Source organism: Methylocystis bryophila (assembly GCF_027925445.1).
Classification (GTDB): Bacteria; Pseudomonadota; Alphaproteobacteria; order Rhizobiales; family Beijerinckiaceae; genus Methylocystis; species Methylocystis bryophila.
In genome coordinates this window covers 2,622,901-2,635,641 of the sequence record NZ_AP027149.1, presented here as the reverse complement: position 1 = coordinate 2,635,641, position 12,741 = coordinate 2,622,901, and the positions used below count along the sequence as shown (strand labels likewise).

The following is a 12,741-nucleotide window of genomic DNA, read 5'->3' as shown; positions in this document are numbered from 1 at the left end:
GCGAGACGTGGCCTCTCTCCCGCGAAAGCCCCCATGACCCCCGCCGCACATCTTTCCGCCGCCATCGAGGTTTTGCAACTGATCGGCGAGCGGCGCCGACCCGCGCAGGACGTGCTGAAGGAATGGGGCGTTGCGCACCGCTTCGCAGGCTCCAAGGACCGCGCTCAGATCGCCTCGCTCGTCTTCGACTCGCTGCGCAAGCGCGCCTCCGCGGCCTTTGTCATGGGCGACGAGTCGCCGCGCGCCATTCTCATCGGCGCCTTGCGCGAGGCGCGGGGCCTGAGCCTCGCCTCGGTCGCGTCTCTCTTTTCCGGCGAAGGCCATGCGCCCGCGCCTCTCTCCGAAGAGGAACGGGCGCGCTACGAGGGCGCGACGCTCTCCAATGCTCCGGCGCATGTGCAGGGCGACTATCCGGAATGGATCGCAAGCCGCCTCGAGGCCGCGCTCGGCGACCAGGCGGCGGCCGAGGGCGCGGCGCTCGCGCAGCGCGCGCCCGTCGATCTACGCGTCAATATTCTCAAGGCCACGCGTGACGAGGCGCAAAAGAAGCTCGCGCATCTGCATCCGGAGCCGACGCTGCTGTCGCCGCTCGGACTACGCATAAAGCCGGGCGCCGACGGGCGCGGCCCCGCGCTTTCGGCCGAGCCCGCCTTCGTCAAAGGCCTCGTCGAAACACAGGACGAAGGATCGCAGCTCGCGGCGCTTGTTTGCGCCGCCGCGCCCGGCGAGCAGATTCTCGATCTTTGCGCCGGCGGCGGAGGAAAGACCTTGGCGCTCGCCGCGCAGACGCATAATCGCGGCCAGATCTACGCCCATGACTCTGACGGCAGACGGCTCGCGCCCATCTTTGCGCGGCTCGAGCGCGCCGGCGCGCGCAATGTGCAGGTTCGCGCGCCGAGGGGCGGCGCCGACGTTCTCGCCGATCTGGAGGGACGTTGCGACCTCGTTCTCATCGACGCGCCCTGCACCGGCGCCGGCACGTGGCGTCGTCATCCCGACGCGAAATGGCGGCTTGCGGCCGGCGCGATCGCGCTCCGCCTCGAGGAGCAGAGCGAGTTGCTCAAGGAGGCTACGCGCTACGTGAAAACTGGCGGGCGCATCGCTTACGTGACCTGCTCGGTGCTGCTCGAAGAGAATGAAAATCAGATCGACGCCTTCCTCACGGCGCACCCGAATTTCAAAGCGCTGTCCGCCGAAGAGACCGCGACGCGCGCCAATCTCCCGGAGCTCGCGCGTTTTGCGTCGCGCCACGGCTTCGGGTTGCGATTTTCGCCTTTCACCGCGGGAACGGACGGATTTTTCGTCTCGCTCATGCAGAGAGCGGTTTAGACTCCCCCTGCTTCCTCCGCTCGCCCGCGTTGTTCATGAATAACGCCGCCGCTATTAAATGTTGCAAAAAGGCCACAGGATTCGAAAATCGTCATTGCAGTTCAAAATAGACGTATCTGCCACGCATAGACGCATTTATTCTGTCGCCACTTTGCAACGGAGAATCTCGCCCTCGGCGCCTTGTCGGGTTTCAGGGTGCGAGGACATGAGGAGTGTCGGCATGAAAAAGGGTCTTTTCGCCAGCGCGCTCGCGCTCGGTCTCGCCACCGGCTCGGCCTTCGCCGCCGACTTGCCCAGCCGTAAGGCGCCTATCGTCGAGCCGCCCCCGGCGCCGGCGACTTGGACGGGAGCCTATCTGGGTCTCGACATCGGCGGGATTTGGCTCGACAACGGCAACAACAATGGCGGCGCCTTCAGCGGCAGCCCGGTGGTGGCCTATTGGGATCCGAGGTTCGCCTTCCTCGGAAATGGCGGCGGCTCCCCGAATCTCTTCTTCCTTCCCACGGGCGTCCAGAGCGGACGCAGCGGGGGCGGCGTGATCGGCGGCTTCCACGACGGTTATAATCTGCAGCTCACGCGCTCGCTCGTCGTCGGTTACGAGAGCGACTTCGGGGGCACGAGCCTCAGCACCCGCAACGCCAACAGCTCGAACTACACGCTCTATGCCTCGCCTTTCGCTCCGGCGGGCGGGCTTCTGGTTCCCGTTTCTCAGTACGGCAACAAGCAGCTTAGCCTGAGCTGGCTCGGCACGGTGCGCGGCCGCGTCGGCTGGCTCCTCACGCCGACGATCCTCGCCTATGGCACGGGCGGTTTCGCCTATGGCGAAACGAGCCCCTTCAGCTTCAGCGGAACCGCCACTGGCTGGACCGTGGGCGGCGGCCTCGAGTGGAAGGTCATGCCGAACTGGTCGGTGAAGGGCGAGGTTCTGCACGTCGAGCTCACCAGCAACCACAACAACAATGGCGGCTGGAACTGGGGCTGGGGCTACAATCGCACCGCGAGCCTCAACATCGCCCGCGTCGGCGTCAACTACCACTTCGATTGGACCGCTCTCTTCAAGAGCCCGGTGATCGCCGCTTATTGATCGCGCGCAGGCGCGGCTCGCAGCCGCGCCTTCAAGAAGATAAAAAGCCCGGCCTTCTCGAGCGAGAAGCCGGGCTTTTTGATTGGGGCATCCCGCGGTCTGGCGCGGATCAAGGCGCCTGCCTGACCGCCGGCGGTTTCCAGCTGCCATCGAGGATCGACGGCGGCTTTTCCTTGGGCCAATACATGCGCAGCGTCAGGTTGAACGCCTTCTCCCCGGCGGGCAGCCAGTTCGATTCCTTGTCCTTGCCGGGCGACGCGCGCTGCACATAGACATCGACCGACCCGTCGGCGTTTTTCTTGAGCGGCATCCAACTGCTGATTGCAAAGCGGTTGATCGGATTGGCGACGAAGAAACCGTCCTCGCCATAAAGCGTGATCGACCAAAAGGCGTCGACTGGCGGCGTCGCGCTTTTGTCAAAGTGGATCACGTAGCGATTGGCGCCGTCGAATGGCTTGCCGTCAGCGTCGACGAAGGCAGACGGATAGACTGCGTCCTGCGGCAGATTAGCGCCGAGGCCAATCAGCGCCACCTGGGCGCGCAGCGCATAGTTATCGCCGAAGTTGCCGAGAGTCATCGGCGGGATGCGCCAGCCATTGTCTCCCGCCCCAATCTTCCGCGTCTCCGCCCGCAGCTTCTCGAGCGCGGCGGCCACGGATTTTTCCAAGCCCCTCGCCTTTGCCGGGTCGAGCTTGGGAAGCTCGAATTTTTCGCCCGGTGTGATCCCGATCGCCTTCAGCTGTGTGAGGATCGTCGCTTCGGAGGCGGGCGGCGGATTGCTTTGCAGCAACATCGCGAGCCGGTCGAAAAACGCCTCTGCGCTCATGTTCTGCAGTTGCTCGACTGGCGGCGTCTTCATGTCGACGTTCGGATCGACCTTGCCCTGCGGCGCGACATAGCGCTTGCCGAAAGCCGAAAGCGGCGTGAGCTTGTAGCCGTCCTGGATCGCGCGGACGGCTGGGTAGTCAGCCGGTCCGTTCGTCTGCGTGCGGCCGATGATCCAGGCCATGTTCGTCGGGGATTTCAGCTCGGTGACGCCGTTGGGCAGCGTTCCCTGCCAGCCCGGGCCGGTGATCGCGAAATGGCCGGCCTTCGTCCCCGTCGTGCGCTTGCCGGGCGAGGCGAAGATATTGGTCCAGGCGTCGAGAATCGGCATCAGATAGTAGCGGCCATGCGTGTCGGGCGCCGAGAGCACGATCGGCTCGGCGGAGAGATCGAGGAAGGCCGCGGAATAGAGCGTGTCGACGTTCGGACGCACGACGTCCTTGAAGGAGGCGTCTGGGAAGCTTCGCGCGTTGACGAATTGATTGACCGGCGCCGCGAAGCCTTGTGGCTTCGCGACATTGGTTAACTTGGCCTTCGTGATGTCCATGATCACCAGCGGCAAGCCGTAGATGACAGCGTCGACGCCAATCTCGAGCGCCGCCTTTTCTCTGGCGGCGGCTTCCGCTTCTTCCTGCGCTTTGCGGTCGCCGCATCCCCCGAGCGCCGCGAAGGCTAGGACCAGAAGCCATTGAATCCATTTTACGCGCATGAACGCCTCCCCGTGGCCCTTGCTATGGCGACGACCGCAGACCTGGATCAAATATCGCGAGACAAATAGCAGCTTTTCCTGAAAATATGAATTCTCCGCAAATTGACCGCGCGCTCTGCCTTCTTCTAATGTCCGGACACCGAAATGGGGATGGAGTCCCCCGAAAGCGCCGCGATGGCTGATGACTCCTACAACCCCCTGGCGGGCGCGTGGGAGATCGTCGATGCGCAGTCGCTTTCATCTGTTTGGGCTCTTGCGTAGCTTCACCCTTCAATGACCAGCGAAGTCTCTAAATATCTGATGGTCGCGTTTGGCGGCGCGCTCGGCACGATCGCGCGCTATGCGCTCTCGGGCCTCGTCGCCACGCACATTGGCGAAACCTTTCCCTGGGGCACGATCGTGATCAACGTTTCCGGCTCCCTGGTCATCGGCTTCTTCGCGACGCTCACGGGGCCGGACGGCCGCATGTTCGTGGGCACGGAAATTCGACAATTCGTGATGATGGGCCTGTGCGGCGGCTTCACCACCTTCTCCTCATTCAGCCTGCAAACGCTGAATCTCGCGCGCGACGGCGAAATGGGGCTGGCGCTCGCCAATGTCGGGATTTCCGTTTGCTTTTGTCTTCTCGCCGTCTGGATCGGCCACCTGGCCGCAGCACAACTCAACCAACTTCCGGGATCGTGAGCATGACAATCGAGCGCGACGCGCTATTGCTGCGCATCTTCATCGGCGAGGACTCGAAGTTCAAGGGCCGACCCCTCTACGAAGCGATCGTGATGAAGGCGCGCGAGCTCCATCTCGCCGGGGCGACCGTCTTGCGTGGGCCGATTGGCTACGGTCATTCGAGCAAGCTGCGCTCGACGAAGATTCTTCGGCTCTCGGAGGACCTGCCGCTTATTATCGAAATCGTCGACAACGAGGAGAAGATCAGGGCCTTTCTGCCGTCGCTCGAGCCGATGATGGACCACGGCCTCGTCACGCTGGAGAAGGTGCAGGTGCTGCTCTACGGCAAGGACGTGAAGCACGAGCCCAGATGACGGCTTGACGGGGCGTCGTCTTGTCTTTAGTGGCAACGCTAAAGGACTGCGGGTTCTAGCCGCGTCCAGGGGATGGGGTGCCCCCTAAACCGCCGCAAAGGCTGATGACTCCTGCTTGTTCCGCGGCGCGCCTGCGCCGCTAACGGGAGGGTGTACCCATGAACCAGGAAATGGCTGTTTTTCTTGTGCCGCTGCTGCTCGCCGCGGGCGCTGTTTTGACGACGGGCGGCGGGCTCTATTTTTTCGGCATTAAGTTCCTCGCCAATGCGCGCCAGGCCGGCGCGTCGCTCGCCGGCGGAATCTTCATCTTCGCCGTTCTCCAAATCCTGCTCTATGGCAGCGCCACGGCCTTCTATAATGCGCAACAGCTCCAGACGTCGGACTGCGAGCTCCAGGGCGAGTCGTCGCATCCTGAGGCGCGGCTGGGCGCCGATCCGACCGTGCTGCACAAGGCCATCACGGCTTGCATGAAGGAGGCCGGCTACGAGTGGGTCGGCCAGCACAGGCAGTGCAAGGACGCGCCGGTCGCGACCAATCCCTATTGCTATCTCCCCACGGACGGTTTCGACCGCGCGATCACCTCGCTCCAGCTGAGCCTGCAGTAAGGAAAGAGCCTCCGCTTGCTCTCGACCCGCGCGGGCAGTCTGTGCTCCCGCGCGAGGCTTGCGCAGCCCTTGCTCTCTCTCGAACGCAGGTCGCCGCATGCCTTGGTACGACCCATGACGCGCTCGCCACGGCAAGCTTTAGAGCGCGTTCGGATGGCGTGAAATCATGCGATCGAAAGGAACCAAGCTCCGGACCAAAGCTTAGAGCATGTCCTGACCGGAAAAACCGCTTCGCACTTTTCCGTGACAGGCTCTAGAGCGCGATGCGAAAAAGTGGAAACCGGTTTTTCGCATAAATCGCGCTCTAAACTTTTAGAACCGATCACGCTGCGTTCAGGCGGTTCCTCCTGAACGCAGCGTGATCTAGCGAAACTAAATCCTACATCAATCCAACGCTTCCACTGGGAGGAATGATAATGAAAAAGCTCGCCTTCGCCGCAACGACCGCGGCGCTGATCTGCTGCGGCCCTACCCTCGCCTTCGCCGCGGAACAATGGCTCGTGACCGAAGAGAACCTGGGCGGCGTCAAGGGCGGCCAGGGCAATTGGAGCGTCACGCGGGAAGGCAATAAGATCAAGGGAACCGCGGACATCCAGTCCGACAACGGCTCGATGCTGACCTATAAGGTCGACGGCGAGGTGGCCGGCAGCAATTACACGATCACGATGAGCGATCGCTCGGACGGCAAGAAGGGCTGCGTCTGGAACGGACATCCGCCGTCGGGCGCCGGGTCGCAGCAGCAGGGGCTCGTCGGCTACGCCGAATGCGAAGGCACGAAAATGATCCTGCGCGCGAGCATCTTCGGCAAGTAGCCGATCTGGCGCAATTACCCTCCCCGTAACGGGGAGGGAGTCTCGCCAACAACTCGGCTGAGAGGTCGCGAGTGCCGGCTCGACCTCACTCCATCCGCTCCGGAAGCCTGTCTTCCTGCGCGAGATTCGAGAAGCGCGTAATCTCGGCCTCGAAGGCGAGCTGCACGGTTCCGGTCGGTCCATGGCGCTGCTTGCCGAGGATCGCTTCGGCGCGGCCATGCGCCTGCTCCATTTCGGACATCCATTTAATGTGCTCTTCCGTGCCCTCGCGCGGCTCGCGGTTTCGCAAGTAATATTCCTCGCGATAGACAAAGAGCACGACGTCGGCGTCCTGCTCGATCGAGCCGGATTCGCGCAGGTCCGAGAGCTGCGGCCGCTTGTCCTCGCGCGACTCGACCTGGCGCGAGAGCTGCGAGAGCGCGAGGATCGGCACGTTCAGCTCCTTGGCCAGCGCCTTGAGTCCCGTGGTGATCTCGGTCAATTCCTGCACGCGATTATCGTTGCGCGCCTTGGAGCCGGCGAGCAGTTGCAGATAGTCGACGACAAGGAGATCGAGCCCTCTCTGGCGCTTCAAGCGACGCGCCCGCGCGGTAAGCTGCGCGATCGATATGCCGCCGCTCTGATCGATGTAGAAGGGAATGCTCTGCATCTCGCGCGCGGCTTCGGTCAGGCGGCGAAACTCGTGCTCGCCGATGTCGCCGCGCCGCACCTTGTAGCTCGGCACGCCCGACTGCTCGGCGATGACGCGCGTCGCGAGCTGCTCGGACGACATTTCGAGCGAGAAGAAGCCGACGATGCCGCCGTTGATCGTGCGGCGCGAGCCGTCGGGCTCGGTCTCGCACTCATAGGCGCGCGCGACATTGAAGGCGATGTTCGTCGCGAGCGCCGTCTTGCCCATGCCGGGACGCCCCGCGATGATGATGAGGTCCGACTTTTGCAGCCCGCCCATCTTCTCGTCGAGGTCGACGAGACCCGTCGACAGGCCGGAGAGATGGCCATCGCGCTGGAAGGCGGCGTTCGCCATGTCGATCGCGAGCGTCAGCGCCTCGGAAAATCGCTGGAAGCCGCCGTCGTAACGGCCCGTCTCGGCGATCTGATAGAGCTTGCGTTCGGCCTCTTCGATCTGCTGGCGGGGCGAAGAATCGACCGGCGAGTCATAGGCGAGATTGACGACATCCTCGCCGATCGTGATCAGCTCGCGCCGAACCGCGAGATCGTGGATCATCCGCCCATAATCCTCAGCGTTGATGATCGTCGTGGCTTCTGCGGCAAGCCGCGCGAGATAGGCTTGAATCGTCACGCCCTCAGGGAGCTCGATGCCGCCGAGATGGGTTTTCAGCGTCGTGACCGTGGCGAGCTTTCCCAGCCTTATGAGTTGCGCGCAGGTTTCAAAAATGCGCCGATGCAGCTCCTCGCAAAAATGCTCCGGCTTCAAGAAATCCGAGACGCGGTCGAAGGCGTCGTTGTTGATCAGCAGCGCGCCGAGCAGCGCCTGCTCGGCCTCGATATTGTGCGGTGGGATGCGCGCGGAGGGCTCGGCGACCGTATAAAGGCGCCGAGGCGACAGGGCTTCGATAGCGGGCATGGCGGCGCTGCGGTTGGAGCTGAATTCCCCGGCCTGCATACGCGACGCGGAGGCTGTCGGAGACTGAGGCGAGATTGGCGGAAAGCGCCGCGTCCCGCAACCGAAGAGTCGGCTGCGAAGCGTCTTGCCCTAGCTATGCAGGCTATCAACAGGGCCGAAATATTTTTCTCGCGCCTTTGCAAAACAGGGTTTGCGTTTGAGCGAATCGATCGCCGCGAGCGCCGGTCGCGCGAATCACTTTCGTCCTTCGAGCGTCCAGACGAGGATCGCCGCGCCAAGGAGCGCGCAGAGCGCCGGCAGCCCGAGCGCGAGCGGCGTGGTTCTCACCCCCTTCAGGGCGGTCGCGGCGCCATGCTTGACCCCGATCCAATCGGCGCCGCCGTAAAGACTCGATTCGCGCATCTCGACGAGCCTTGGCAGCACGATCCTCTCGTCCCCGCCCGGCGCTAAGCGGCGCACCGTGCCGCCCGTCGCCTCCGCGAGGGGGCGCAGCTTCTCTTCCGTCGAGGCGACCTCGCGGAATTCGCGGGGGTTCTGCGGACCCACATTGGCGAGCGCCGTCAGGCCGCCGCTGTCGAAGTGATAAAGCCCCATTTGCGCGCCGGAAATATCGGCGCGGTAGAGTCCGGGTTCCTTGGGCGCCCAGGCGATCTCGCTTTTTTCGCCGGAGGGCGCGGTGACAATGAGCGGCTCCGGGGCGTCCTTGAGGCTCTGGCGCTCGACGATAATGTCGCGCCCAGAGGTCGTCGCGCGCAGCGACTCTTCTTCCAGCTCCGGCTCTTTCAAGAGCCAATGCGCGAGCCGGCGCGTGAGGTCGACATGCGGACCGCCGCCGTCATAGCCGCGCGCCCAGAGCCATAGCTGGTCGGTGAGCAGCATGGCGACGCGGCCCTTGCCCTCGCGCGAAAGCACGAGCAGCGGCTTGTCGTTCGCGCCGGAAAGCAGCGTCTGGCCCTTGACGAGCGTCGCGTCGACCTGACGAAACCATTCTCCCCAGGCCGGCGGCGTCGATTTCGCGCCTTCGAGCCCGCGCGTGACGGGATGCCGCTCGCCGTCCTTCGCCACATGAGGGCGAAAGGCCTGCTCATAGACCTCCCCGTCGGGCCGCGCCGGCAGAATAGACGTAAGCGGCGAGTAATAAAGGCCCCGCAGCGTCGCGTAATCGGCGTCGACCATCGCGAGGAAGGCGCCGCCGCCCTCGACGTAATTGGCGATGTTCTCGAAATAGAGGCTCGGCAGCAGCGTCTGGCTCGAATAGCGATCGAAGATGATGAGATCGAAATCCTTGATCCGCCGCCCGAAAAGATCGGCGGTCGGAAAGGCGATCAGCGACAGCTCCGAGGGCGGCGCGCCAGTCAGCTTGTCCGGCGGGCGCAGAATGGTGAAGTGCACGAGCTCGACATTGGCGTCGGCGCGCAGAAGATTGCGCCAGCTGCGCTCGCCCTGATGCGGCTCGCCAGAGACGAGCAAAACCTTGAGCCGGTCGCGCACGCCTTCGACGACGACGACGCCGCGGTTGTCGACGTCAGTGATCTCGCCGTCGACGGCAGGCGTCTCGAGCTCGACGACATTGGGGCCGCCATGCTCGATCGCGACGGGTATTTCGACGATTTCGCCAAGCCGCGCGTGGCGTCGCGCAATCACCGCGCCGTCGCGCTTGGCCACGATCTCAGCCCCGCCGCCTTGGGCGACGCCCGTCTGCGCAGGGCTGTCGACGACGCGCAAGCGCATGACGACCTCCTTGCCGACGACGCCAAAATGCGGCGTCTCGACGAGATCGAGCCTGCGGTCGCGCTCTCCCGCGCGTCCCGTGATCAGCGCGTGCAGCGGCGCCTTGAAGCCCAGCGCCTCGGGCTTTGCCGGGATATCGTGGACGAGGCCGTCGGTCACGAGAATTGCGGCGCCGACGCGTTCGGGCGGCGTGTCCGCGAGCGCCTTGGCTAGGCCCGCGAACAGCTTGGTGCCTTCGGCCTCGGTCCCAACCGTGACGAAGCGCGGCTCGAGATCGGGAAAGCGAGAAAGCGCCGCCTCGAGCTCGCGGCGAGCCATGTCGACCTGCCGCGCGCGGCCGCCAAGCGTCTGGCTTTCGCTCTCGTCGAGCACAACGGCGACGACGCTCTTTTCCTTCTCTCGCTCCGCCTCGAGCAACATCGGATTGGCGAGCGCGAGGAAAAAGAGCGCGAGCGCCAGCGCGCGCCAGAGCGCCCGCCGCTGTCCCTTGTAGAGAGAGAACGCAAGAAGCGCCAACGCGACGAGGCTCAGCAGCGCCAAGGCCGGCCAGGGGACGAGCGGCGAGAAGACGAGCGAGAGATCGGTCACGATAGCGCTCTGTCTTCCCTTTTGCGGCAAGTGGAAACGAAATGATCACTCATGTGACGCCACGCTGCGCCCTCGTGGCCGCATCCCACAGCTGAGAAAGTCATCATAGAGGGCTAACTGGTTGTGGGAATGGCGTAGGACAAGCGCACCCTTCCCAGCCGAAAGAAATAGACGCCTTTTCCTTCACGGAACCACCTCGAAATGGGACATCATTCCCATGTCCTCATGCTCGAGCACGTGGCAATGGAAAGGATAGCAGCCCGTGTAGCCCGGTGGGAAGAAAACGAGCAGCTCAAGCAGCTCATTCGACTGCACGCGCACGGTGTCGTGCCGGCAGAGCTTGTCGAACTCGTTCTTACGCTGGTTGGCCGTGGGCGCGAAGCTATTCGTGTCCGCCTGTAACCGCCATCTGCCCGTCACGACGAAATTGACGAGATGCATATGGTAGGGGTGCATATCGGGCACGCCGACATTGCCCTTGTCATCAACGACGCCGGCGAGCAAGGGCTGAGCATTGCCGATGTTGGCGACGTACCAGCGCTCATAGGTCCCGGCCTTCGGGGTCGCCGCCGGCGCATGGAGCTTGGCGTAGCCCGGTTTCTCGCCTTTCGCGGCTGCGTCGTCGATGAGCCGTTCCGGCGGATAGTTGTCAAACCAGCTCGCGCGCGCAACAAAATAGTTCTTCGTCGCATCCGCTGACCCCGCTGGGGGGTTGGAGCCGTTGAGGTCCACCGAGAAGGGAATGGCGAAAGCGGTCCGGCCGTCCTTCGGGTCGGCCGGCGATAGCTCCCAGATCTGCGTGTCCCGCCAAGGGCCGAGCGCATAGGGATTCCACTGAGGGTCGCCAGGCTGCGCATCCTTATTGAAGCCGATCCCCAAAGCGTCGTTCATGAGCACGACGAAGCGATTCCTCGCAATGGCGGCTCCCTGGGGCGCTTGCAGAGCGCCCTCGCGCCATTCGAAACCGTCCTCGCTCGCGGCGCTAGCCAGGATGTTCGAAAGCTGCGCCTCATCCAACGCGCCCGCGCGCGTCTTCGTCACATCGATGCAGAATTCCATCGCATTGGCGACGCGGATCGCCGCGATCGACGCCAGAAGCTGTCGCTGCGCGCCCGCGTCGAAGGTGAGCACAGAACTCGCCACGCTCGGCGCTGGATCATTCGGGCCCGCGCCCGCGGGCTTCGGAAAGCCCGCGAGGGGTTCCGTCGTCCGGAAGATCGCTTCCGGCCAGTCTCCGGCCTGCGCCGAAGCCACAGCGAGATTGACGAGCCGCAAGGAGCGCGTCGGAACGACCGCGCCCATGTCGTCCTTGCGCGCCTCGATCGACGTCAGATCGAGGAGAAGATCGAGCCGTTCGCCCGGCGCCAGCAAGATGTGATCCGTTTGGCCGAGTCGCTGCGGCTCGGGAAACAGGCCCCCGTCATTGCCGATGACGGTGATGAGGTCCGAGTAGCCGACGCGGGACGGCTCGGGCGCCGCGAGATAGTTCCAAGGCGCCGGGTCGATCAGCGCCAGCGCGAAAGTCCGCGCATGCGATCCATTGAGCACGCGCAGGCGATAAATCTTACGCTCGACCTCGTGAAAAGGCGAAGGCCGGCCATTCACGAAAATCGTGTCGCCGAGATATTCAGGGCGATCGAAGTCGTCTGGGAAGGTGGGAACCCCCGCCCAGTAGTCGAGCTTCTCGAAGCCGCAAGCAAACTTGCGGTCCTGGAGAACAAGCGGGATCTCCTGCCCCGCCCCGCCGATAAGCGAGAGAATCTCGTCGTCGGCCTTGTCGCGTATGAAATAGATGCCCGCGAGTCCCGCATGCACCTGGACCGCCGTATTGTCCATGGCGTGGTCGTGGAACCAGAGCATGCAGGAGCGCTGATCGTTCGTGTAGCGATAAGGCCGCGCCGACGGGAACTCATAGGGATTTCCTGGAAAGCTCGCAGGATGCAGCGGCCAGCCGTCCGAGCTTCCCTGCACGCGCGCGCCGTGAAGATGCGTGACGACGCCGACTGACGGGTTCATCCCCTTCCACACCGGCGCCCCGTACTGCATCGGGATCGGATTGATCGGGGGCGGCTCGAGTGTCGCCTCATGGTTCGGCTCCATCGGCGGCATCGAACCTATGGCGTTCTCCCAGCAGACATCGAGCGTCACGCCCCGACGGATGTTGAAGACAGGTCCGAGCGCGACGTCGAGAGGATGGTGATGGTTGTCCTCTTTGGAGCCGACACGGACATAGCGCCAAGCGTTGGGGTCCTGCGCCGGCGCGGGCCTCGCGTCGCTGAACTTCACGCGACGCGGCTCGATTCTGATCCGGACTTCGGCGTGGGCCGTGAATGTCTGCGGAGCGTCAAAAGCGGCAAGCGGCAAGGAATCTTCGAACATGGGCGTTTCTCCTCAAAAGGGCTGCGGCGAAGGAACCGCTCGAGATTATCCGGGAAA

Annotated in this window: 10 protein-coding genes and 2 riboswitches; of the genes, 6 read left to right on the top strand and 4 right to left on the bottom strand. The window is 63.9% G+C overall.

All coding sequences use genetic code 11. The features are described from left to right. The first annotated feature begins 33 nt into the window (after positions 1–33). Both QMG80_RS12245 and QMG80_RS12240 read left to right on the top strand, forming a co-directional pair. The gene (locus tag QMG80_RS12245; protein WP_085773059.1) at positions 34–1,329 is read left to right on the top strand and encodes an RsmB/NOP family class I SAM-dependent RNA methyltransferase; all 1,296 of its coding nucleotides are present in this window, start codon (positions 34–36) and stop codon (positions 1,327–1,329) included. 220 nt (positions 1,330–1,549) lie between these two features. Further along, entirely contained in the window at positions 1,550–2,413 is an 864-nt protein-coding gene (locus QMG80_RS12240; protein WP_085773058.1) for an outer membrane protein, read from the top strand. Positions 2,414–2,522: 109 nt separating this feature from the next. Here the strand turns inward: QMG80_RS12240 and QMG80_RS12235 are convergent, their stop codons facing one another. Then, on the bottom strand, positions 2,523–3,947 hold the full coding sequence (locus QMG80_RS12235) for a DUF1254 domain-containing protein (protein ID WP_085773057.1): 1,425 nt from the start codon (positions 3,945–3,947) through the stop codon (positions 2,523–2,525). Positions 3,948–4,084: 137 nt separating this feature from the next. Then, a riboswitch (Fluoride riboswitch) is annotated at positions 4,085–4,145 on the top strand. 75 nt (positions 4,146–4,220) lie between these two features. Between QMG80_RS12235 and crcB the strand changes: the two genes are divergently transcribed. The 4 genes from crcB (at position 4,221) to QMG80_RS12215 (ending at position 6,401) form a co-directional block, all read left to right on the top strand. Then, a complete protein-coding gene (crcB, locus tag QMG80_RS12230; protein ID WP_085773056.1) occupies positions 4,221–4,631 on the top strand; it encodes a fluoride efflux transporter CrcB in 411 nt (136 codons plus the stop codon). Between the two features lie 2 nt (positions 4,632–4,633). Further along, positions 4,634–4,984, top strand: a complete 351-nt coding sequence (locus QMG80_RS12225; protein WP_085773055.1) for a DUF190 domain-containing protein — start codon at positions 4,634–4,636, stop codon at positions 4,982–4,984. Positions 4,985–5,043: 59 nt separating this feature from the next. After that, positions 5,044–5,105: riboswitch (Fluoride riboswitch) on the top strand. 37 nt (positions 5,106–5,142) lie between these two features. Beyond that, positions 5,143–5,589, top strand: a complete 447-nt coding sequence (locus tag QMG80_RS12220; protein ID WP_085773054.1) for a hypothetical protein — start codon at positions 5,143–5,145, stop codon at positions 5,587–5,589. A 416-nt stretch (positions 5,590–6,005) separates the two neighbouring features. Next, positions 6,006–6,401 (top strand): hypothetical protein, encoded by a 396-nt coding sequence (locus tag QMG80_RS12215; RefSeq protein ID WP_085773053.1) that lies wholly within the window; start codon positions 6,006–6,008, stop codon positions 6,399–6,401. 85 nt (positions 6,402–6,486) lie between these two features. On the opposite strand, the gene QMG80_RS12210 is transcribed toward QMG80_RS12215, so the two are convergent. From QMG80_RS12210 to QMG80_RS12200, 3 genes are all read right to left on the bottom strand, one after another. After that, positions 6,487–7,986: a replicative DNA helicase gene (locus tag QMG80_RS12210; protein WP_085773859.1), complete on the bottom strand. Its 1,500-nt coding sequence runs from the start codon at positions 7,984–7,986 to the stop codon at positions 6,487–6,489. A 234-nt stretch (positions 7,987–8,220) separates the two neighbouring features. Beyond that, on the bottom strand, positions 8,221–10,305 hold the full coding sequence (locus QMG80_RS12205; RefSeq protein ID WP_085773858.1) for a hypothetical protein: 2,085 nt from the start codon (positions 10,303–10,305) through the stop codon (positions 8,221–8,223). 183 nt (positions 10,306–10,488) lie between these two features. Then, positions 10,489–12,684: a multicopper oxidase family protein gene (locus QMG80_RS12200; RefSeq protein WP_085773052.1), complete on the bottom strand. Its 2,196-nt coding sequence runs from the start codon at positions 12,682–12,684 to the stop codon at positions 10,489–10,491. Positions 12,685–12,741: the final 57 nt, after the last annotated feature.

Excerpts from the sequence above, each read along its gene's own strand:
- QMG80_RS12245 (WP_085773059.1), top strand. The coding sequence starts at position 34 with ATGACCCCCGCCGCACATCTTTCCGCCGCCATCGAGGTTTTGCAACTG.
- QMG80_RS12240 (WP_085773058.1), top strand. The coding sequence starts at position 1,550 with ATGAAAAAGGGTCTTTTCGCCAGCGCGCTCGCGCTCGGTCTCGCCACC.
- QMG80_RS12235 (WP_085773057.1), bottom strand. The coding sequence starts at position 3,947 with ATGCGCGTAAAATGGATTCAATGGCTTCTGGTCCTAGCCTTCGCGGCG.
- crcB (WP_085773056.1), top strand. The coding sequence starts at position 4,221 with ATGACCAGCGAAGTCTCTAAATATCTGATGGTCGCGTTTGGCGGCGCG.
- QMG80_RS12225 (WP_085773055.1), top strand. The coding sequence starts at position 4,634 with ATGACAATCGAGCGCGACGCGCTATTGCTGCGCATCTTCATCGGCGAG.
- QMG80_RS12220 (WP_085773054.1), top strand. The coding sequence starts at position 5,143 with ATGAACCAGGAAATGGCTGTTTTTCTTGTGCCGCTGCTGCTCGCCGCG.
- QMG80_RS12215 (WP_085773053.1), top strand. The coding sequence starts at position 6,006 with ATGAAAAAGCTCGCCTTCGCCGCAACGACCGCGGCGCTGATCTGCTGC.
- QMG80_RS12210 (WP_085773859.1), bottom strand. The coding sequence starts at position 7,986 with ATGCCCGCTATCGAAGCCCTGTCGCCTCGGCGCCTTTATACGGTCGCC.
- QMG80_RS12200 (WP_085773052.1), bottom strand. The coding sequence starts at position 12,684 with ATGTTCGAAGATTCCTTGCCGCTTGCCGCTTTTGACGCTCCGCAGACA.